General features: G+C 34.0%; 17 protein-coding genes. 2 read left to right on the forward strand and 15 right to left on the reverse strand.

All coding sequences use genetic code 11. The features are described 5' to 3' along the window. Positions 1–84: 84 nt before the first annotated feature. The 13 genes from argS to DES36_RS01370 all read right to left on the reverse strand — a co-directional run bounded on the left by argS (position 85) and on the right by DES36_RS01370 (position 17,390). Positions 85–1,761, reverse strand: a complete 1,677-nt coding sequence (argS, locus tag DES36_RS01305) for an arginine--tRNA ligase (RefSeq protein WP_113919414.1) — start codon at positions 1,759–1,761, stop codon at positions 85–87. Between the two features lie 15 nt (positions 1,762–1,776). Next, on the reverse strand, positions 1,777–2,211 hold the full coding sequence (locus DES36_RS01310) for a YwiB family protein (RefSeq protein ID WP_170128128.1): 435 nt from the start codon (positions 2,209–2,211) through the stop codon (positions 1,777–1,779). A gap of 80 nt (positions 2,212–2,291) precedes the next feature. Beyond that, a complete protein-coding gene (locus DES36_RS01315; RefSeq protein WP_113919416.1) occupies positions 2,292–3,332 on the reverse strand; it encodes a D-alanine--D-alanine ligase family protein in 1,041 nt (346 codons plus the stop codon). A 227-nt stretch (positions 3,333–3,559) separates the two neighbouring features. Next, positions 3,560–4,399 carry a CvfB family protein gene (locus DES36_RS01320; RefSeq protein ID WP_113919417.1) on the reverse strand — a complete coding sequence of 280 codons (840 nt, stop codon included), beginning with the start codon at positions 4,397–4,399 and terminating at the stop codon, positions 3,560–3,562. A 281-nt stretch (positions 4,400–4,680) separates the two neighbouring features. Further along, a complete protein-coding gene (gene pulA, locus DES36_RS01330; RefSeq protein ID WP_113919419.1) occupies positions 4,681–6,579 on the reverse strand; it encodes a type I pullulanase in 1,899 nt (632 codons plus the stop codon). Positions 6,580–6,589: 10 nt separating this feature from the next. Then, a complete protein-coding gene (locus DES36_RS01335) occupies positions 6,590–9,010 on the reverse strand; it encodes a glycogen/starch/alpha-glucan phosphorylase (RefSeq protein ID WP_113919420.1) in 2,421 nt (806 codons plus the stop codon). A gap of 14 nt (positions 9,011–9,024) precedes the next feature. Further along, entirely contained in the window at positions 9,025–10,461 is a 1,437-nt protein-coding gene (gene glgA, locus DES36_RS01340) for a glycogen synthase GlgA (protein ID WP_113919421.1), read from the reverse strand. Beyond that, a complete protein-coding gene (gene glgD / locus DES36_RS01345; RefSeq protein WP_113919422.1) occupies positions 10,461–11,657 on the reverse strand; it encodes a glucose-1-phosphate adenylyltransferase subunit GlgD in 1,197 nt (398 codons plus the stop codon). The genes glgA and glgD overlap by 1 nt, the downstream gene beginning before the upstream one ends. A gap of 54 nt (positions 11,658–11,711) precedes the next feature. Then, positions 11,712–12,842, reverse strand: coding sequence for a glucose-1-phosphate adenylyltransferase (locus DES36_RS01350; protein WP_113919423.1), 1,131 nt, complete (start codon positions 12,840–12,842; stop codon positions 11,712–11,714). A gap of 74 nt (positions 12,843–12,916) precedes the next feature. Beyond that, the gene (gene glgB / locus DES36_RS01355) at positions 12,917–14,824 is read right to left on the reverse strand and encodes a 1,4-alpha-glucan branching protein GlgB (RefSeq protein WP_113919424.1); all 1,908 of its coding nucleotides are present in this window, start codon (positions 14,822–14,824) and stop codon (positions 12,917–12,919) included. A gap of 315 nt (positions 14,825–15,139) precedes the next feature. After that, a complete protein-coding gene (locus DES36_RS01360; RefSeq protein ID WP_113919425.1) occupies positions 15,140–15,928 on the reverse strand; it encodes a tyrosine-protein phosphatase in 789 nt (262 codons plus the stop codon). Positions 15,929–15,957: 29 nt separating this feature from the next. Beyond that, positions 15,958–16,668 carry a CpsD/CapB family tyrosine-protein kinase gene (locus DES36_RS01365; protein ID WP_113919426.1) on the reverse strand — a complete coding sequence of 237 codons (711 nt, stop codon included), beginning with the start codon at positions 16,666–16,668 and terminating at the stop codon, positions 15,958–15,960. A 29-nt stretch (positions 16,669–16,697) separates the two neighbouring features. Beyond that, positions 16,698–17,390 carry a YveK family protein gene (locus DES36_RS01370; RefSeq protein ID WP_113919427.1) on the reverse strand — a complete coding sequence of 231 codons (693 nt, stop codon included), beginning with the start codon at positions 17,388–17,390 and terminating at the stop codon, positions 16,698–16,700. Positions 17,391–17,623: 233 nt separating this feature from the next. On the opposite strand from DES36_RS01370, the gene DES36_RS01375 reads away from it, so the two are divergent. Then, positions 17,624–18,616, forward strand: a complete 993-nt coding sequence (locus DES36_RS01375) for a C40 family peptidase (RefSeq protein WP_113919428.1) — start codon at positions 17,624–17,626, stop codon at positions 18,614–18,616. Between the two features lie 136 nt (positions 18,617–18,752). On the opposite strand, the gene cls is transcribed toward DES36_RS01375, so the two are convergent. After that, positions 18,753–20,201 (reverse strand): cardiolipin synthase, encoded by a 1,449-nt coding sequence (cls, locus tag DES36_RS01380; protein ID WP_113919429.1) that lies wholly within the window; start codon positions 20,199–20,201, stop codon positions 18,753–18,755. 210 nt (positions 20,202–20,411) lie between these two features. Further along, on the reverse strand, positions 20,412–20,909 hold the full coding sequence (locus DES36_RS01385) for a metal-dependent transcriptional regulator (protein ID WP_113919430.1): 498 nt from the start codon (positions 20,907–20,909) through the stop codon (positions 20,412–20,414). A gap of 286 nt (positions 20,910–21,195) precedes the next feature. Between DES36_RS01385 and DES36_RS01390 the strand changes: the two genes are divergently transcribed. Beyond that, positions 21,196–21,417 (forward strand): FeoA family protein, encoded by a 222-nt coding sequence (locus tag DES36_RS01390; RefSeq protein WP_113919431.1) that lies wholly within the window; start codon positions 21,196–21,198, stop codon positions 21,415–21,417. The last annotated feature ends 226 nt before the right edge of the window (positions 21,418–21,643 follow it).

The following is a 21,643-nucleotide window of genomic DNA, read 5'->3' on the forward strand; positions in this document are numbered from 1 at the left end:
GTTGTAAGTCCTAAGCAAAACCTTTAGTCACCTTTGGTGACTTATAAGTTTTTGCTTACCACCTTACTACCTTACCACCTTTAATTACATTTTTTCTGGAGCATTTACGCCCAATATATCTAAACAATTTTTTATTACCTGTCTCGTACATTGAATTAATATGATTCTCGCTTTCATGAGCTCTTCATCTTCCACTTTTACTCTACAGGCATTGTAGAAACTATGGAAATCAGATGATAAATCAAGAACATATTTCGTTATCTTACTTGGGTCTAGCTTTTCCCCAGCTTTGATGATTTCTTGTGGCAAATCTGCTAGTTTTCGAATAAGGGTAATTTCTTCTTTCTCTTTTAAAAGAGCTAATGACACTTGAGAAAAACTTGCCTCTATATCTAATTGTCTTAGGATACTACAAATTCTAGCGTATGCATATTGAACGTAAAAGACAGGATTATCATTAGATTCTTCTACTGCTAGATCTAAATCAAAGTCTAGATGACTATCTGGAGATCTAAGATTAAAGAAAAATCTCGCCGCATCCCTTCCTACCTCTTCAATCAAATCCGATAAAGATATAGCCGTTCCTTTTCTCTTAGACATTCTTTCGATCTCGCCTTTTCGTGTGAGGCGAACTAATTGCATAATAACTACTGTCAATCTGTCTGGATTGATTCCTAAAGCTTCAATACCTGCTTTTAGCCTTGCAATATGTCCATGATGGTCTGCACCCCAGACATTAATAGACCAATCGAATTCTCTAGTACGCAGTTTATTTGCGTGATAGGCAATATCTGCTGCAAAATAGGTTGGAATGCCGTTGTTTCGAACGAGAACATCGTCTTTTTCACATCCAAAATTTGAAGTCTTAAACCATATAGCTCCATCTTTTTTATAAGCATGACCTTTATCTTGAAGCTCTTTTATGATATTTCCCACTGAATTTGCCTCATGCAAAGTGCTCTCATAAAACCAAGTATCATATTTTACACCGTATTCGGCTAAATCATCTTTGATCTTTTGAATATTTAATTTTAAAGCGTAGTCTACAAGAGCCTTTTTTCGCTCTTCACTGTCTACCTTTTTATATTTATCCCCATGAATATCTACAAAGTTTTTCATATGTTCTATGATATCATTACCTTGATATCCATCCTCTGGAAACCCTACGTCTTCACCTATAATTTGGAGATATCTCGCTTCTAAAGACTGACCAAATTTTTCAATTTGATTGCCTGCATCATTAATGTAAAATTCTTTTGAGACCTCATATCCTGCTCGATGTAAAACTGCGGCAATGGCATCTCCAATAGATCCCCCTCTAGCATTCCCCATATGCATAGGTCCTGTAGGATTGGCACTAATATACTCTACATTAACTTTTTTTCCTTTTCCAATATCACTATTTCCATAATGATCTCTTTTATCGTATATTTCTTCTAACACCTCATAGATCCAGCTTTTCTTTAATCGAAAATTAATAAACCCTGGGCCGGCTAGCTCTACGGACTGAATATAGCCTTCTTCTGTATTAATATTGTTCATAATGGCTTCGCCTATTAATTTAGGTGATTTTCTTGCTTGTTTCGTAATTTGCATGGCGATATTAGTAGAAAAATCTCCATAACTTTCTTCTCTAGGAACCTCGATGATAATAGTAGGAATACTCTCTAGAGTAAATTCTCCCTCAGCAATACATTTTTTTATACTTTCATTTATTGCAGATTTGACATTTTCAATTACTTTTTCTATGGTACTATTCATCTCTTCAACCTCTCTTTAGTGCTTCACTTGTATATCTAGAATATTGCGGGCAGCCATTAAACCTTGTATCTCAACATTGTAGTCTACATATATATTTGTTGGATCGTGCTCTTGATTGTAATTTATATTAATATCTTGTGTACAAATGCTAAGCGTCATCTCTCCATATGGAGTAGAGTACATATTATAGCTTTTCTTTCCCTTTTCAAAGGTCATATGGGAATTCATGGTGCCTAAGCGAATAATAGAGATTTTATCGCCTTCAATTTTTAATGTAGTAGTAGTCCCCTCTAAGCCCGATACCTCGGATTCTTTGTACATGATATAATTACTCTTTCGCTTTTTGTACATTTCGCCTTGAGTTACTAATTCAATTACTTCGTCAGATTCGCCCTCTTGTTTTGTAGTACCTTTTATTCGAATTAATACTTTCTGTTTATTTTGATCCATTATACCCTCCATTAGTCGGTATTTTATGTTTTAGGCAACAACTGATTATTGCTCTCTTATGTTGATTTAGAGCAGCTTTTCTAACTATTAAATTCGTCTATAGCTAAGGAGATGATTCTCTCGATTAACTCTACATATGATATTCCAGTTGCTTCCCATAATTTAGGGTACATGCTGATATTTGTAAAGCCTGGTAGTGTATTGATTTCGTTAATAAGTACATCACCTGTGTCTTTATCCACAAAGAAATCTACCCTAGATAGACCTCTACCATTCACGCATTTAAAGGCTTTTACTGCATACTCTCTAATTTGTTGTGTTGTAGACTCATCTAAATTTGCAGGTATAATTAAAGCAGATTTATCTCCATCAATATATTTGGCTTTATAATCGTAGAATTCTTGAGAAGGTACAATTTCTCCCAAAATGGATGCTATAGGACTTTCATTCCCTAGAACAGCGCATTCCACTTCTCTACAATTAATAGCCTTTTCTAAAATCAGCTTGCTATCGTACTTAAAAGCTTCTTTTATCCCTTCTATTGCTTCTTGGCGATTGTGAACTTTTGAAATTCCTACGCTCGAACCCATATTGGCCGGCTTTACAAAGAAAGGGTATTGCAATTTCTTTTCAATTTCTACAATAGAATCTTCCTCGCTTGTTTTCCAATCGCCTCTTTGTAAGGATGTATAATCTCCTATAGGTATTCCTGCATGTTCAAATAAGATCTTTGAATAGACTTTATCCATTCCTACAGAAGATGCTAAGACTCCACAGCCAACAAAAGGTTTACCAAGCAATTTGAACAAACCTTGAACGGTTCCATCTTCTCCATTTGGCCCATGGAGAATTGGGAAAAACACATCTACATTCTTAATAATAGGGTGATCAAATATGGAAAAACCTTTTATGAGATTTTTTTCATCTTGTTGCCAGGTATCTGCGGCGATTCTCTTTGTATCACCATTATACATCATCCATTCGCCAGTTCGAGAAATCCCTATTTTAACCACATCATACTTACTTTTATCCATTACATCTATTACATTGCTGGCTGACATTAAGGAAACATCATGTTCGCCAGACTTTCCACCAAATACTATGCCAATTACTTGTTTCATCGTTTCCTCCTTGATTCGAACGTCTTACTAAAATATATTACGATTGATTCCAATTTATACTATAGGCTGATGCTTTACTCTATAACCTGTCCATCACTGCCTACCAAGAAAGTGCTATCTGTTATAAGCCACCAGCGCTCTAAACTCAAGTCTAACAGGTCAAAATCTAATCCTTGCACATAAATTAAAGATCAGAACTTTTTCTAGCATATAAAAACAGTGACTTCCTATCGCCTTAATTCAATACCCTTATCGGTTATATTGATTTTCTGCTCTCTTAACAATCTCCCTATTGCTCTCTTAAACGCACTTTTGCTCATATTAAATTCAGCCTTAATGGCACTAGGAGGACTATTGTCGTTTAGCTTAAGAAAGCCTTTCTTTGCTGCTAATCTAGCGTATATTTTCTCTGCATCGTCGTCCATCTGCATAAAAACTTCTTTTCTTAAACTTAACTCTAATTTTCCATCAGATTTTACCCTTTTGATTCGAGCTTCAACTTTATCCCCATACTCAAACAAGCGACCAGTCAATTCGCTGTTTGGAATAAGCCCATGATACTTGTTTTCTACTGCTACAAAAGCGCCAATATCTCTGTTAATACTGTAGATTGTTCCCTTTACGATATCATTCATTTTATAGGGAGAATGAGATTGTAAGTATTTTGAGATTTTCATAGTAGCGCATAATCGATCTGTCTTATCAATATAAAGACATACTAAATAGAAATGTTCACTTTTTACTTTTCCTATTTGCTCTTTAAAAGGCAAGAGTAAATCCTTATCTAAACCCCAGTCTAAAAAAGCTCCTATTCTCGTTACTTCCTTTACCATTAGGCTTGATATTTGGCCTAAAGTAATCTTAGGAACTTTCCTAGTAGCTATCATTCGATCTTCAGAGTCTTTATAAACGAATACTTCTACATCATCATCAAGCTTAAGCCCTTCAACTTGATTGTTTGGAAGTAATATATCTTCCATATCTGGATCATTTGCAGAATTTAAAAACAAGCCTACACTGGCTTTCCGTATGACTTTTAATGTTTGTTTTTTACCTAATTCTATCATAATAAACCTTCTTTTCCTCAACTTCTCTTACATTTGGTATTTTTAGTCATAATAATAATACATTAAAGTCTTTAGAATATCAACAATTAAAGGGAAAATTGAAGATGCGAGGTGGTAAGGTGGTCGGGTGGTCAGGTGGTCAGCAAAAGCATATCCACCAATGGTGGTTGTAAAGAAAAACCTCGCTTTTAGGCGAGGTAGTTTCCGCTTTCAGCTTTCCGCATTCAGCCAATTCCAACTTTATACCAGTGCAAAATTCACTAAAAATCTACTACATATCATCAACGCAAAACTATTTGATAAATAACCGTAGACTGAGGAGCACCTGTAAAGGATTTTGATTTTGTTATATCATATGTAGTGTAAGCAATGCCTCTTTCGTCAAATATCTTCTTCACTTTCATACTCTCTAAAGCAACTTCTTCTTTTGAAAATACACTCGTAAATGGAATACCTACATGGGTTTCCATTGCATTGTGAATAATCAATAGATAATCAAAATCGTCATGATCTTCTTTGATTGTATAAGCTATAGTGCATTCTCTTGTAGAAACAAACTTTAATCTCTGTCGTATTTCTTCTGCAGTGTTTAGTCGAAAACACCTATAAGCTTTGCGCAGATAAATGAGGTCTCGTACAAATGTATAAAAATCATAATACCTTTCCTTATAGTCCCAATTTATCTTATTAATTGCTAAAGGAGAATCGTAACTATTCGCTACCATTTGCTTCGTTCTCAGTATTTCATTTCCTTCATGAATAAAAGGAATCCCTTGAGAAGTAAATAGTATAGATAATGCAAATTTATTTAATTTAATGAGCTCTTCCTCACTAGAATAGGGACAAGTCTTTTTTATTTTATCATAAAGAATTAAATTATCATGAGAATTGATATAATTGATGCTTTCTTCCGGATCCTTCGCAAATCCTCTATGAAGAATATCGTAATCAATGGTTCCTGCAATGCCCGTCTCTACGATGTTTTTCATATGACAATTTCCTTGGATAAATCCTTTGCTTTCATCGTCATTTCCACCTTTGATACCATCCCTAAATGCATCATTGTAAACAGAAAAACCTTGATGTGCCTGAGAGCCCTTTAATGTCCTCTCTTTAATAGGTAGGATCGAGTCAAAACCAATCCACGGTTCCCCATAAATGAGAATTTCCTTGTCTATTCTCTTAAGAGCTATCACTATTTCATTTACTGTTTCTTTGTCAATCAAACCCATTAAGTCAAAGCGAAATCCGTCTACTTTGTACTCTTTAACCCAATACACTACAGATTCTAAAATAAATTTTCTCACCATAGATCTTTCTGTAGCCAGTTCATTTCCGACTCCTGAGCCGTTAGAAAAGCTTCCATCCTCTTTCATTCGATAATAATAATCAGGAACCAATACATTAAAATTTGAATCTTTAGAGCGATAAGTATGATTGTAAACTACATCTAAAATAACTTTTATTCCTGCTTGATGTAATTTCATAATCATCTTTTTTAGCTCAAAAATTCTATTCTTAGGATCAGATGGTACAGAGGAATAAGAACCTTCTGGTACATTATAGTGTTCTGGGTCGTAACCCCAGTTGTAATTATTTTCCCGTTTTGTTTCTTTACATTCTTCAACAGTCAAGAAATCATTAACAGGAAGAATATGAACATGGGTCACTCCTAAATCCTTTAAATGTGAAAGTCCCTCCTGATAGCCTTTTCCCTTATCTTCTGAATCAACTAAACTGAGATAAGCACCTTTTTTATCGCTATTTTTCTTACCTGTATAATCAATAAGATTTAATTCGTAAATAATGGTATCACAAGGAAGACTCCCCCTAGGAATGGAGTGAATTTTCCAACCACCAGGATCCGTTTTTTTCAAATCCACTACTGCACTTCTCACTCCATTTTCACTTACAGCCACAGAATAAGGGTCTGTAACTTCAGAGTCATTCACTATAAAAGTATAAAATTTCCCCTCTAGATCCTTTTCAATGGTAATTTCAAATACCCCATCTATGTCCTTTTTCATATTATATAGCATTCTATGGATACAAAGGCTATTTTCGTAAATAGCTAAAAGAATTTTCTCCTGTGTAGGTGCCCATAGGCGAAAAATAGTTTTATTCTTGCTATAAATTGATCCTAACTGTTTGTGGGATACAGGGTATTGATCATTAGGCATCGTTTCACCCTCAATCTTTTACTGATTTAATATTCCATATATATTGCGCATATTCCCTTATGGTGTAATCTGAAGAAAATACTCCTGATGATGCAATATTATTTAATGACATCCTACCCCAATGAACCTTATTCCTATAGGCATTGTCAATTTTCTCGTGGGCGATTTTATAAGAGGAAAAATCCTTGAGTATAAAGAAATCATCATTATCTCTTAGCAAGCGATCGTGTAGGGATTGAAAATTCTCATAATGATTGTGAAATGTACCATCTATTAACTGATCCATAACTCTCCTAATTTCAATATCTGAATGGTATAAATCATAGGAATGATAATTTCCTGTGCGATATAAATCGTATACCTCGAAATCTTTTAATCCAAAGATAACAATATTGTTATCTCCTACTTCATTTGCAATTTCTACATTAGCACCGTCTAATGTGGCTATCGTTATAGCTCCATTCATCATAAATTTCATATTACCTGTACCAGAGGCTTCTTTTGTCGTAGTAGAAATTTGTTCGCTAACATCAGCAGCAGGGATGATCTGAGTAGCTAATTTTATCCCATAGTTTTCAAGAAAGACGATTTTTAATTTGCCTTTTATGGTCAAATCATTGTTAACTACACTCGCCACAGAACAAATCAACTTAATAATTTGTTTTGCATTATAATAACTAGTTGCTGCCTTACCTGAGAATATAAAAGTCCTAGGCACCATATCTAGATTTGGATTGTCTTTAAGCTTATTGTATAGATGCATCACATGTAATATATTTAAAAGCTGTCTCTTATATTCATGAATTCGCTTAATATGAACATCAAATATAGAATAAGGATTTACGACTATACCTGTTTCTTCTAATATATATTTAGCAAGCTTCTCTTTATTTTGATGTTTGATTTGGACAATACGTTCTATGACAAACTCATCTGTATCAAAGTTTAACAATTTCTTTAACTCTATTGGCTCTTTTTTAAAAGAGCTACCTATAAGTTCTTCAATAAAATCACTTAAATTAGGATTTGCTTCTAAAAGCCAAAGCCTGTGCACAATACCATTTGTTTTATTGTTGAAATTATTTGGAAAAACTTCATAAAAATCTTTTAATTCTTTGTTCTTAAGTATTTCTGTATGAAGCTTTGCCACACCATTAATGCTATGTGAGCCCACAATGGATAAAGGCATCATCCTTACTCTTCCATGGGAGATAATAGCCATTTTTTCAATCTTTTCGTTTTCTATCTCTTTCCCTCTCAGCTCTGCTGTATATCGATCGTTAATTTCTTCAACAATCATACATATTCGAGGTAAAAGACATTTAAAAAGATTATAGTCCCATGTTTCCATAGCCTCTCGCATAATAGTATGGTTTGTGTAGGCCATAGTATTTACTGTAATATACCATGCATCCTCCCACTCCATTCCCTCTTTATCCATAAGTATTCTCATAAGCTCTGGAATTGCTAGAGCAGGGTGGGTATCGTTAATGTGTATCGCCACATACTCATGAAACCAAGATATAGGAAAATTTCGTTTTTTATACTGTGCTATGATGCTTTGTAAGGAAGCTGACACCAGAAAATACTCTTGTTTTAATCGAAGGATCCTTCCAGATTCAAATTCATCGCTAGGATAAAGAAATTGTGTAATACTCTCTATTTCACCTTTTCTTCTATAAGCCTCAGGGTAGTTTCCCTTATTAAACTCCCCTATATTTAAGTCCTTGTCATTTTCTTCTGTAGACCAAAGCCTAAGGGTATTCACCGTATTATTGCGATACCCTACAATAGGCACATCATAAGGAACAGCCTTTATTACGTCATAATCTATATGACTAAAGTGTAAACTTTCCTCGTGGTCATAAATCTCAATCTTGCCACCAAAATAGATTTCAAAAACTTCGTCAACTCTCTTATACTCCCATATATTACCATTTAGTAGCCAATTATCTGGCTCTTCTACTTGATAGCCATCTACTATTTCTTGTTTAAAAAGTCCGTTTTTATATCTAATGCCACATCCATAACCAGGTAAAGACAAAGAACTTAGAGAATCTAAAAAAGCAGCAGCCAATCTGCCTAAACCGCCATTTCCAAGTCCTTGATCTAATTCTGCTTGCTCAATTTCTTCAATAGACATATGAAGGGATTCAAGGGCCTCTTTTGTATCTTCATATATATTTAAATAATCTAAATTCTTTTTTAGAAAAGTTCCTGTCAAAAATTCCATAGAAAGGTAATAGACTTGCTTTACCTTTTCTTCTTCATACTTTTTTCTGGTATGTACCCACTTTTCTCCGATATACTCTCTTATCAAAGTTCCAAGAGCTGTATATTTCTCTACATTGCTATAATTCTTCCCTTTTCCAGTTTGAATTAAAAGTATTCGCTTCATATTATCTGCTATTTCTACTGCTTGCTGATTCATATTATCACCCTTTATTACGAATTTGACACGAGTTCATATATCCCTATGTAATTTTTGGATGATTTGTTCCAATCATTTATGGATTTCATACATTCTTTCATTAACTTATCCCAAACTGTTTTATCCTCAAAAAGCTTTAGTGCCTCTTTGATAGCAAATAAACATCCATGAGCATTAAAATGTTCAAATATAAATCCATTTCCTAGTCCAGTTGATGGATTATATGGGCAAATAGAATCTTTTAATCCTCCTATTGCCCTCACTACAGGCACTGTTCCATATTTTAGAGCGATTAATTGGCTAAGCCCACAAGGTTCCACTTTTGAGGGCATGACAAAGATATCTGATGCTGCATATACTTCATGAGATTCGGACTCGTTAAAATATATCCTCGATGCAACTTTTTCAGGGTAGCGATCCTGGAAACAGCAAAACATCTCTTCATACTTTTTATCTCCAATCCCCAAGACTACAAACTGAATATCCTCTTGAATCAATTCGTCAAATATATGAGCGATTAAATCAAGTCCCTTCATTTCATTTAATCTCGTGACCATAGAAAGCATAGGAATATCTGGATTTATTGGTAATCCATATTTTTCTTGCAAGTGTACTTTATTATCCTTTTTACGGGAAATGGACCTCATATCATAATTTCTATGTATATGAGAATCATGCCCAGGATTATACACATCATAATCAATGCCATTCATGATGCCAGATATTTTATTCTCGTGTTTTCTAATGATACCGTCTAAGCTTTCCCCAAAATATGGATATTTAATCTCTTCAGCATAAGATTCTGATACGGTATTTACTGCATCCGAGTAAACTATTCCGCCTTTCATAAAATTAATATTATCATAAAATTTTAGTCCATCTTCATTATAATAAGTCCTAGGCAAATCCATTGTATCTTCTAACATAGTTGAGTCAAAGATACCTTGATACCTTAAATTGTGGATTGTAAAAACTGTCTTTATCTCCTGATAAAAGGAATCGTATTTGGCATATTCTTTTACATAAACATTAGTTAAAGCTGTATGCCAATCATTAGTATGTATAATTTGGGGTTTAAAATCTATGTATTTTGGCAACTGGGCAATGACCTTAGAATAGTAAACAAACCGTTCGCCATCGTCACCTTCACCGTATATTTGATCTCTAAAAAAGTAGAATTTATTATCAATAAAGTAGTGAGTGACTCCATTAAATTCTAATGTCATAATCCCTACATACTGTTCTCTCCAACCTAAGTGAACAGTAAACTCGCTTAATTTGGTCATTTGATTGCCGTACTTTTCATGTATTTGCTTATATAAGGGAAGAACTACTCTCACATCTACGTGATGATCTTTTAGTACTTTTGGCAATGCCCCTGCTACATCACCTAACCCCCCTGTCTTAATAAAAGGGCTCTCTTCGGCTACAGCATATAAAATCCTTAACATCAAATAACCCCCTCGGCTCTTTCTACAATGTTCCCTAAAAAAGATTTAATCTTAGTATTTAGATTACTTTCTTTATTGCTCAGTATCTCTCCCTTTCCTACAACATATGGAATGGACTGATTGCCTATGAGGATGACTTTAGGTTCGACTACTATATGTTTATCTAAAATAGCGTATTCGATATGTACATCTTGTGAAATACAGCACTTTTGCATGATGATGGAATTTTTGATGACCGCACCTTTTTCCACCTTAACTCCTCTAAACAAAATCGAATTTTCTATAACTCCATCTATAATACAGCCATTGGCTATATAGGAATTTTTAACAGTAGCATTGGCTAAGTAATGAGTTGGAGGTTCATCTTTTGGCTTTGTAATAATTGGACCATTTTCATAAAATAGTTCTTTTGAATATTTTGGATTTAATACTCTCATATTTGCTTCATAATAGCTCTTAATACTATTTACATATTGTATTGTACCGTCAAACTTATAACAGGATACCTGATATCTATCCATAGCTTGAAATAGAGCATCTTGAAAATAAAGCTTATTTCCCTTTTCAATTGCTTCATTTAGAATTTCAAAGAATATTTTTTTCTTAATAAAAAACATTTTTAAGTATAAGTTCATTTCTTGGCTATTTCCAGTGTACATGCCAATACTCTTTAGTCTTATTTTTTCATCAAATGTTATATGCTTACAACCAACTAAATTTGGCTTTGGATTATCTATATGTTTATAGATTAAAGTAATATCAGACTCCGATTTTATAAAATCCCTATAGGCTTTACCTATATCGATATTCGCTATCATAGTCGTAGTACAGAAAAAGAGATTATCCATATTGTTCTCTAAAAAGAACACTTCATTTTTTTTGAATTCATTAATATCGCCAATATTTTGGTATATTGGTTCATCATCATATAAAGGTGGATACACTTTAATGCCATGAGTATTTCGATTTAAATTCCATGCTTTTCCATTACGAACATGATCCATTAAAGATCTTATTTTATTTCCAGTAAATAATCCTATACCACTTATTCCAGCATTGATCATATTCGATAAGGCAATATCTACAAGTCGATAACGCCCTCCAAAAGGCAGCATAGCATCTGGTCTTTTTCGACAGAGTACGCCAAAATTACTATCCTTTTGTCCCAATGTAATTACACCTAAACAATTTTCCATATTAGAGCCCCCTCTTAAATGGTCCTTAAGACCTTCTTTTTCCTTATACTCTTCCTATTCACATAAGATATGTTCTCTTGACACTAAGCTAATTTCATCATCAGATCCTATAACGGCACCTGATTCTACTACTACATCTTCCATGATGATACAATTTCGTACTTTTGCTCCTGATTTGACTGTTACATTAGATAAAATTACGCTATTTTCTACTTGCGCACTCTCTTCAATATGTATATCATGTGCTAAAATGCATTTATTCAGAGTTCCTTCTATGATACAGCCCTCATTGATCATGGAATTTTTTACTTCTGAAGTAGATGCTATATAATGAGGAGGTACATGTTTGTTTCTTGTTCGTATTCGCCAATTTACATCATATATATCTAATTCATTGTTTTCTTGCAATAAATCCATATTGGCTTGCCAATAACTTCTCACGGTCCCAACATCTTTCCAATATCCTTTAAATACATAAGTAAACATCCTTTTTTCATCCTCGATCATTTGAGGAATGATATCTTTGCCAAAGTCATCGTTAGATGTAGGATCTTCTTCAATTTTTATCAAATAATTTTTTAATACCTTCCAATTGAACACATATATACCCATAGAAGCTAAATTATTCTTTGGAACAGGTGGCTTTTCTTCAAATTCGATAATGCGATTGTTATCATCTACACTCATGATTCCGAATCGGGAGGCTTCTTCCCAAGGAACCTGAATTACAGAAATAGTGCCATCTGCATCATTTTTGATATGCTCATCAATCATCTTAGAATAATCCATTTTGTATATGTGATCTCCTGATAAAATCAATATATATTCAGGATCGATACGGTTTATAAAATGTATGTTTTCGTAAATCGCATTGGCTGTTCCCTTATACCATCTTCCTTCAACCTCATTTCTGAAAGGAGATAATATTCTAAGCCCTCCACAACTTCTATCTAAATCCCATGATGTTCCATTTCCTATATGTTCATTTAAGATATGAGGCTTATACTGAGTAAGAATTCCTATATCAGATATTCCAGAATTGGCAACATTGCTTAGAACAAAATCAATGATTCGATATTTCCCTCCAAAAGAAACAGCCGGCTTTGCGATTTCCTTTGTCAAATCTCGTAATCTAGACCCTTGGCCCCCTGCTAACAACATAGCAACTACCTTGTAATTTTTCATATCAATCCTCCTTGTACGAATAGACGAAGTGCACATATTCATTTTTTTAGTTCTAAAATTGTGGTTTTTTACCTTTACTCATTTCCTTTATACTTGAGAAACACACCAGAAAGGGGTGGAATCGTCAAGCGAATAGCATAGGGCTTATTATGCATTTCTAATATTTTCGCCTTATAAACGCTCATACTACGACTGTCTCCACCATATTTTATTAGATTGCTATTTAAAACAACTTTATAGCTGCCTAGTTTATCCACACCTATGGGATATCTCTTTCTCTCAATTGGTGTAAAATTAAATACTACTATTAACTTATCTCCTTCCGAACCCTTTCGCTCAAATGCAATGATGCTCTCCTGATGGTTTTCATGTTCGATCCACTCAAATCCATCATATGTGGTGTCTAATTCATAAAGACATGGCTCTCTTCTGTAAAACTTATTTAGGTTTTTTACAAACTCTCTCATTTTCCCATGGGATTCGTAATCCAGTAGATGCCAATCTAAACCCTGCCATTCATTCCACTCGATAAATTGACCAAATTCGCCACCCATAAACAATAGTTTTTTTCCAGGATGGGCGTACATATATGCATAGAGCAATCTTAAATTTGCAAACTTTTCTTTGTAAGTTCCCGGCATTTTGCTTAGTAGAGATTTTTTTCCATGTACTACTTCATCATGACTTAAGGGGAGAACGTAATTTTCTGAAAAAGCATAGGTAATAGAAAAGGTCAATGCATTTTGATTTCCTTTACGAAATAGTGAGTCTTGCTCCATGTACTCTAAAATATCGTTCATCCAGCCCATATTCCATTTGTAATTAAATCCTAGTCCTCCAACATCCGTTGGACTAGTAACTAGAGGCCAAGCTGTAGATTCTTCTGCCATCATTAAGGTCTTAGGATACCTTAAAAATACAGCAGAGTTTAATTCTTTTATAAACTCTACAGCTTCAATATGTTCATATCCGCCATATTGATTTCTTATGTCTTTACCTGAAAAATTTAAATAAAGCATGTAGGCTACTGCATCAATCCGCATGCCGTCAATATGATATTTTTCATGCCAATAGATGGCATTAGAAATGAGGAAATTTCTTACTTCTGTTTTGCCATAATCGAAATTTACAGTTCCCCATTGTTCATTTTCTGCTCTACCTCTGTCACTCGATTCAAAACAATCTTCACCATCAAAATGGCAAAGACCGTGAGCATCCTTACAGTAATGAACGGGTACCCAATCTAATATGACGCCTATATCATTTTGATGACAGCAGTCGATAAAATACATAAAATCAGTAGGTGTTCCAAATCGGCTAGTTGGTGCAAAATAGCCAGTAACCTGATATCCCCAAGAACCATCATATGGGTGCTCCATAATAGGCATAATTTCAATATGAGTAAAGCCCATTTCTTTTACATAGGGAACCAGTTCTTCTGCAAGATCCTTATAAGAGTATTGTTTGCCATCCTTTTTCTTTTTCCAACTTAATAAATTGACTTCGTAAATCGATATAGGTCTGACATAAGAATCTCTTTTTTTGAGGCTTTCCCTCCACTTCCTATCTTTCCATGAATAGTTTTCTATGTCGAAGTACTTTGAAGCGCTTTTTGGCCTTTCTTCCATATGAAATCCGTAAGGGTCTGCTTTATAGAAAACTTCCCCATAAGGGGTAACAATCCTATACTTGTACGAATCGTAGACCTTCACATTAAAAACGCTGATTTCCCATACACCATTGTGGCTTATTTTCTTTAATGGATACCCTGTTTGATCCCAATCATTAAACTCACCTACAAGGCAAACACTAGCTGCATGAGGTGCCCATACTAAGAAACGAACTGCTTCATATCCGTCACAATTTATCCTATGAGCTCCAAAGAATTTGTAACTATTGTACAATTTCCCAGCACTAAACATCTCTAAGGGTTGTTTTTCTAGACTCGAGTAAAAGTACTTTTCAGCATTTTTGATTTTCATAATATGCCTCCGTCACATTAATCTTTGATTTCTCTTTTGTAGTATTATAGATTTGATACTTCACACTCTTCAATTTTTTATTTCCACCCATAAACTATTATGTAATACCGATTAGTGTATTCCTGTTTATACATTATTATGACAAAAATACATATTTAGATATAATAGTATTTTCAGGTGATAGTCTGTTCCATAAGTTTATATATTACTATATCCATTTATGAAATTTTGTAATATTTTGGACAAAAAAAAGCACCTATATAAAAGGTGCTACCATCCTTAGTGCCATTTTTTGCAGTATTTTTAATTGAAAAATTATGCTCGATTAAATTTTAAAAATTGCCAAAAGTTCTTTTTCTTTTCTATTTTTATTGGGGCTTCTGGATAGAGAATTTTCCCCTCAACAATTGCTTTTGGATTACTCCTTGTAATTTCTTCAAAAGTATTTTTGCTTACAGAGCTCTTGAGAATATTCAAAGCTTTACCAGCCCGTTCGTATCCTTTTTCATTATGTGCATCGCTACCGATTAGATGAACCATATTATGCTCAATCATCTTCTTTGCTGTATTTTGAACTTCATGTCCGTATACACCAACTAAGCTAGGTAAATTCATTTGAATCAGAACATCTCTTTCAATGAGCCCTTTTAGAGTATCTATATCATTAATGACAAAGTCATATCTTTCAGGATGCGCTAATATCACAAAATATCCGTTTAACTGTAACTCAAAGATAAAATTAAGGAGGCTGCTAAACATCGTCTTATTTCTAGGCACTTCTAATAAGATATAAGGTGTATCGTTTAAAGTTGCTACTTTTTTATCCTTTAAATGATCTACCAAATTCGATTCTAAAAAGCATTCATTACCTAGATACAATCTAACAGGCAAATTATTATGCATTGTTTCTGCTTTTAAATCAGCTAATAAGCGAGTATTATCAGTCATATCTCTATTAAATTTCGTATTCCCTATATAATGGGGAGTGGCTATAATATCTGTAAAGCCAACGTTGCTGCTTATTTTAGTCATCTCTATAGATTGTTCTAAGCTTTTAGAACCGTCATCTACGCCAAACAGGATATGGCTATGTATATCAAACATTAGTCCCCTCCAAAATTTATCATAATTTCTTATTCCTTATAAGCATACTTATAGCTATATCCTCCGTAGCCATAGTGTCCTTTTTTGATATTGGCTTTATTTACTACAGTTCCAATGATATTGGCACCTACATTTTCTAAAGATTCTATCGTCTTCTTAAGTGCTTCCTTTTGAGTTTCTTCTAAGGCAATTACTACAATAGTACCCTCTGTATACTTTGAAATAATTAAAGCATCTGTTACAGGTAGTACTGGTGGAGAATCTAAAAGAATAATATCAAAGTTTTCACTGGCTACACCAATGATTTCATCCATTCGTTTGCTCTCTAGCATCTCTGATGGATTAGGAGGAACAGGACCTGCTACTAATACAAATACACCTTCTACTTTAGTATATTTGATGCTTCGGTCTAATTCACTTTCTCTCATCAATACATTGATTAATCCATTGACATTTGGCATGCCAAAAACTTTATGTATATTAGGTCTTCTTAAATCACAATCGATAATGAGCACTCTCTTGCCAGATTGAGCTAAAGTAGTTGCATAATTGGCAGTAATCGTACTTTTCCCTTCCCCTTGTTGGGTACTAGTGACCTGTATGACCTTTAATTCCTTATCCACATTAGAATAATGAACATTCGTCCTCATGTTACGAAAAGCCTCGGACACTATAGCTTTTGGATCTGTATGTGCAATAAGTGCATCGTTTACTCTACTCTTTTTTGTATTTTTTTTCATATTATAATCCTTCCTAAAGCATTTTGCATCTATTTGAATTCAGGTATAATAGCTAAAATAGGGTAGTCGATTATAGCCTCTACTTGCTTTGACGTGCTAATTTTTGTATTTAAGTACTCTCTAATAAATACAATAAATACGCCAATCATAAGACCTAATACAAATGAGATTGCTATATTCATCATACTTCTTGGAGCTACAGGAGTATTATTTGCTTCTGCTACATCGATAATATTGACATTATCTATGTTCATTAGTTCACTGACATAATCCATAAATACATTTGCCATTTCATTAGCTATAGTAGCTGCTAGCACTGGATCCGTATTTCGAACGGTTATTTTGATGATTTCTGTATCGTTTAATGTAGTGACAGTGGCCATTTCGCTTAGCTGAGCTGATGATATATCTAATTGTAAATTGTCGATAACTTGATTAGTAATTGTTTTGCTCTTTACAATTTCACCATATGTAGACACAAGTTGTTGGTTTAACATAACATCATTATAGGTAATATCTGCTCTTTCTTGTTCATATTCTTTTGGTTTACCCAGCATTAAGGTTGTATAGGATTCGTACTCTTTATCTAAAACAAAAAAAGTTACGATACTTGTTACAATCATTGCTAGTAAGACCATAATAGCTATAAACTTTATATTGTTTTTAAAAACAAACCATAGTTCCTTTAGATCTAATTCTTCCGCGCTTTCATATTGTTCCATTTCTTAAATCCCTTCCTAATTAATCTTATTACTTTTAAATCAAAATAAATTCATACGAATAATTTAACTATTTTATTATATCATATTGTTACAAAAGTGGGCAAAAAACCCCAAAATAATGAATATACTTTTGATAATTCTATTTTCCCTACACTATTAAATGTATTTACAAGTCCTCTACATTTTTGTTACAATGGTATTATAAAAAAAATGGCGAAGAAAGGAGTATTTTGATGAAAAAGTCAGTTAAGGTTCTTTCAATCTTATTACTGATTTTGATTGTATTTTCCAGTTCTGCATTTGCCGTAAATTATCTAGGTTATGGAATGCGTGGCAGCGGTGTAAACGAGTTGCAAAACAATCTAAAGGCCTTAGGGTATTTAGATATTAATAGGACTACGGACTATTATGGAACTCAAACTCGCGATGCAGTAATAGCTTTTCAAAGAGATAATGGATTAAAAGCAGATGGTTATTTTGGCCCTGCATCTAGGGTTGCACTTGAAAATGTAAAAACTGGCAAACAAAACTCAGAATCTAAACCAGAACCTACCAAACCAGAAGCTTCAACACCACCAAAGACATCAACACGCTACCCAAGAGTACTTAAGTACGCTATGAGTGGCACAGACGTAAAAGAACTGCAAGAAGATTTAAAAAGTTTAGGGTATTTGAAAATCAACAATACTACAAATTATTTTGGCACTATGACCGTCGATGCTTTAAAGGCTTTCCAAAGATCTAGTGCAATTGGTGTAGATGGCTCTTTTGGCCCACAAACACGTACAACTTTATTAAAAGCACTTGAAGGTACAAGCAGCTCATTGCCAAACAGAGGCGATGAAACTTCTACAGCAACCAAAATCAACGCTGTCATAGCAACTGCAAAATCATACATAGGTGTACCTTATGCTATGGGAGGTAGCACACCAAAAGCTTTTGATTGTTCTGGTTATACTCAATACATTATGAAACAAAATGGTATGAGCGTTACAAGAACAGCTGCTAGTCAATACAACGAAGGAACTTCAGTCAGTAGAAGCAATCTTCAACGTGGAGATTTCGTATTTTTCGAAACCTATAAAGCTGGTGCTTCACATGTAGGTATTTACCTAGGAAACAACGAGTTCATTAGTGCTACCAGTAGCAGTGGTGTGAGAATTACAAAACTAACTGATAATTATTGGAATACGCGTTACATAGGTGCAAGAAGAATTATTAAGTAAATACAGCGACTAGTCTCTAGTCATTAGTCACTAGCTCTTTCGTATTCCTTTGGGGTCATTTAGAGCAACTGCTATTAAAAAGACAAGCTTTCTTGAGAGCTTGTCTTTTTTTCTGCTTTCCGCTTTCCACTTTCAACTATAATAGTGGTGAGAAGAGTCTGCTGATGGATTCTTTAAACTTCATAACAAGAGGTCTTTGTGTATATATCTCATAGCTTAGCTCTCTACAATATACAATATCCTCATGGAAAATTTCTTTAAGCTTAATAGAAATTTTTTCATCGTAAATAAAACCGTTGACCTCAAAATTTAATCGAAAACTTCTAATATCAAAATTACAAGTGCCAACAGAGCACACCATATCATCGGCTACAATGGTCTTTGCATGAAGAAATCCATTTTCATAAATGTATACCTTTGCGCCTTCTCTAAGGAGCTCTCCTGCATAGGATGTTGTAGCCCAGTATACGAATGGGTGATCCGGTTTATTTGGGATCATAATCCTCACATCTACCCCTGAGCGTACAGCCAATTTTAGCGCTTCTAGAATACTCTGATCTGGAACCAAATACGGCGATTGAATATAAAGATAATTTCTTGCAGAATTGATTATTTTTAAGTATCCTTCTTTTACTTGGTCTTCCACTTCATCTGGTCCTGAAGACACAATCTGCATAGCTACATTTCCATTAGAGATCTCATCTGTTAAGTACCTACCAGTCAACTCAATATTTTCTTTTGTAGCGAAACGCCAGTCAAGAATAAATCGAAGCTGTAGATCATAAATGGCGCCTCCTTTAAAACGTATATGAGTATCCCTCCAGTAACCCATGGACTCCTTTAGACCAAGATATTCATTCCCTACATTAAAGCCACCTAAATAACCAATAGCTCCATCAATAATGACGAGTTTTCTATGATTTCTATAATTTACTTTTAAATTGAGTAGAGGTATTTTAGACGGAAAAAATCTCCCCACCTTCCCTCCTGCTTCAGTAAGTTGGGTAATATAAGATTTATGGATATACCTGCCACCCATATCATCAAAAAGAAGGCGAACTTCAACCCCTTCTTGGGCCTTTCTGATAAGAAGCTCCATCAATGAGACGCCTAAATCATCATTTTTTATAATATAGTATTCTACATGTATATGATGTTTTGCTTCGAGGATTTTTTCAAATAGGTCTTTAAACTTTTCTTTGCCGTCTGTAAAAATTTGAATTTCATTATTGCTTGTGTATATGGCATCACTGATATTTTGATGATAGTAGACCATATCTTTATAAATTTCATCTCTATAATTGCATAATGGTACTTCTTCTCTTTTTAAATGCATTTTTTGCTGATCTAAAAGTTTTTTTGTTGTTTCCAATTCCTGATTTAGTAATTTAAATATTTTTCTTCTTGCAATATTTTGAGAAAAGAGCAAATAAAAGATAAAACCGATAGCTGGTATAATCCATATCAATAATAACCAAGCATAGGTGCTTTGAGGATCTTTTCGCTCGAGGAAAATAATTGTAAAAGTTAAAACGAAATTGACTATTAAAACAAATGCTAAAATATTTGAAGTAACTAATAACATCCTTTTTCCTCCTTTTCCGACATTATAACATACTAAAAACTGTTTCGTCACAAAATAGAGTGTTTTAATTCTAAGTTCTAAATAAAATCGCTTAGATTATCAATGATAAACGGCATGTTTGATTCATTGCATTTGAATAAGTACTTTCTACTATATAAAAAGTGAAGAAGCTTTTGAGTCCTTCACTTTCTTCGAATATAGTTTTTCTCACTATTCTTTTCCCTCAATATTTTCATTCGGACTTGTTTCAATTTGATTTGTGTAAGAGAGAAACTCATCTAGTTTTTCTGGATTATGCTCAAAAAATAGGACAAACTTTTCAATTCCTCTTAGTGTATTTTTATTAATAGTATGCTCTATCTTTTCCGTCTCTTGATGAATATCGCCTCTTACCTGTAATAATGTTAAAAATCTTTTTATGACATTATGTCTGTAAACCAAAAGCCTTCCAGTCTCCATTCCCTTTTTCGTTAACTGTATGCACCCATACTTCTTATAATCTACAATATTTAAATCTTTTAGTTTCTTTACCATCTTTGTCACTGAAGGAGGCTTTACATGCAATAGATGAGCAATATCATTTACCCGAGTATGACCGTTATTTTTCTCGCACAATCTGTAAATCATCTCAATATAGTCTTCTTCTGTAGCACTCATATCCTTTTCACTCATGTAATTATTAAAAGTATAGTACTCATTACAATCCATATTTCAACCTCTCTATTCGCCTTTTATTATAAGTATATGCTGGAACTTTTGAGCTTGTTAAATTTGTTGACGATACTTGAACAATTGTTGAGCGGTAGTTAAGCAGTAGTTGAACAATCGTTAATCAACAAAAACACTTATCTTCTTCAAATTTCCGAAACAAGCTCCGCTTTCTGCTTTCTGCTTTTTTGCTTTTTCCTATCTCTTTGTAACATATACTCATCTTCTATCATAAAATATTAAGAATAAATTAGCTTAAGCTAAATTTTATAAAAAGGTGGTTATAATGACTTGTTTAAATACATTACATGTAGGTACTAAAGCAAAGGTTTCTTGCTTATTATCAAATGGTCTATTAAAAGAAAGGATGATGGCCTTAGGTTTTACTAAAGGCGCATCAATTGAAGTAGTAAGAAAAGGTCCAGAGGACAATCTTACTGTATATAATATTCGAGGCACCATGATCGCACTTAGAAGGGAAGAATCTGATTTGATATTGGTGAATTAAGATTATTAGGTGGTCAGGTGGTCGGGTGGTAAGGTGGTAAGCAAAAGCATTTCTAGGGTGAGGCTTTGGGGTCTTAGATCCTTCGCTTAGCTCCAGGATGACTGGGGTAGAAGCCTAGGCCTCACATCCTTCGCTACGCTCCAGGATTACTCCGAGATCAGGTCTTTACCTGGCCTGAAGGCGAGTTTAGGTTTTACTGACCACCTTAATGCTGACCACCTGACCA

It is taken from the genome of Alkalibaculum bacchi, from assembly GCF_003317055.1.
Taxonomy (GTDB): Bacteria; Bacillota; Clostridia; order Eubacteriales; family Alkalibacteraceae; genus Alkalibaculum; species Alkalibaculum bacchi.

What these genes read in the sequence shown, in the direction of transcription:
- argS (WP_113919414.1), bottom strand. Translation starts at nt 1,761, where the DNA reads ATGAATAGTACCATAGAAAAAGTAATTGAAAATGTCAAATCTGCAATA.
- DES36_RS01310 (WP_170128128.1), bottom strand. Translation starts at nt 2,211, where the DNA reads ATGGATCAAAATAAACAGAAAGTATTAATTCGAATAAAAGGTACTACA.
- DES36_RS01315 (WP_113919416.1), bottom strand. Translation starts at nt 3,332, where the DNA reads ATGAAACAAGTAATTGGCATAGTATTTGGTGGAAAGTCTGGCGAACAT.
- DES36_RS01320 (WP_113919417.1), bottom strand. Translation starts at nt 4,399, where the DNA reads ATGATAGAATTAGGTAAAAAACAAACATTAAAAGTCATACGGAAAGCC.
- pulA (WP_113919419.1), bottom strand. Translation starts at nt 6,579, where the DNA reads ATGCCTAATGATCAATACCCTGTATCCCACAAACAGTTAGGATCAATT.
- DES36_RS01335 (WP_113919420.1), bottom strand. Translation starts at nt 9,010, where the DNA reads ATGAATCAGCAAGCAGTAGAAATAGCAGATAATATGAAGCGAATACTT.
- glgA (WP_113919421.1), bottom strand. Translation starts at nt 10,461, where the DNA reads ATGTTAAGGATTTTATATGCTGTAGCCGAAGAGAGCCCTTTTATTAAG.
- glgD (WP_113919422.1), bottom strand. Translation starts at nt 11,657, where the DNA reads ATGGAAAATTGTTTAGGTGTAATTACATTGGGACAAAAGGATAGTAAT.
- DES36_RS01350 (WP_113919423.1), bottom strand. Translation starts at nt 12,842, where the DNA reads ATGAAAAATTACAAGGTAGTTGCTATGTTGTTAGCAGGGGGCCAAGGG.
- glgB (WP_113919424.1), bottom strand. Translation starts at nt 14,824, where the DNA reads ATGAAAATCAAAAATGCTGAAAAGTACTTTTACTCGAGTCTAGAAAAA.
- DES36_RS01360 (WP_113919425.1), bottom strand. Translation starts at nt 15,928, where the DNA reads ATGTTTGATATACATAGCCATATCCTGTTTGGCGTAGATGACGGTTCT.
- DES36_RS01365 (WP_113919426.1), bottom strand. Translation starts at nt 16,668, where the DNA reads ATGAAAAAAAATACAAAAAAGAGTAGAGTAAACGATGCACTTATTGCA.
- DES36_RS01370 (WP_113919427.1), bottom strand. Translation starts at nt 17,390, where the DNA reads ATGGAACAATATGAAAGCGCGGAAGAATTAGATCTAAAGGAACTATGG.
- DES36_RS01375 (WP_113919428.1), top strand. Translation starts at nt 17,624, where the DNA reads ATGAAAAAGTCAGTTAAGGTTCTTTCAATCTTATTACTGATTTTGATT.
- cls (WP_113919429.1), bottom strand. Translation starts at nt 20,201, where the DNA reads ATGTTATTAGTTACTTCAAATATTTTAGCATTTGTTTTAATAGTCAAT.
- DES36_RS01385 (WP_113919430.1), bottom strand. Translation starts at nt 20,909, where the DNA reads ATGGATTGTAATGAGTACTATACTTTTAATAATTACATGAGTGAAAAG.
- DES36_RS01390 (WP_113919431.1), top strand. Translation starts at nt 21,196, where the DNA reads ATGACTTGTTTAAATACATTACATGTAGGTACTAAAGCAAAGGTTTCT.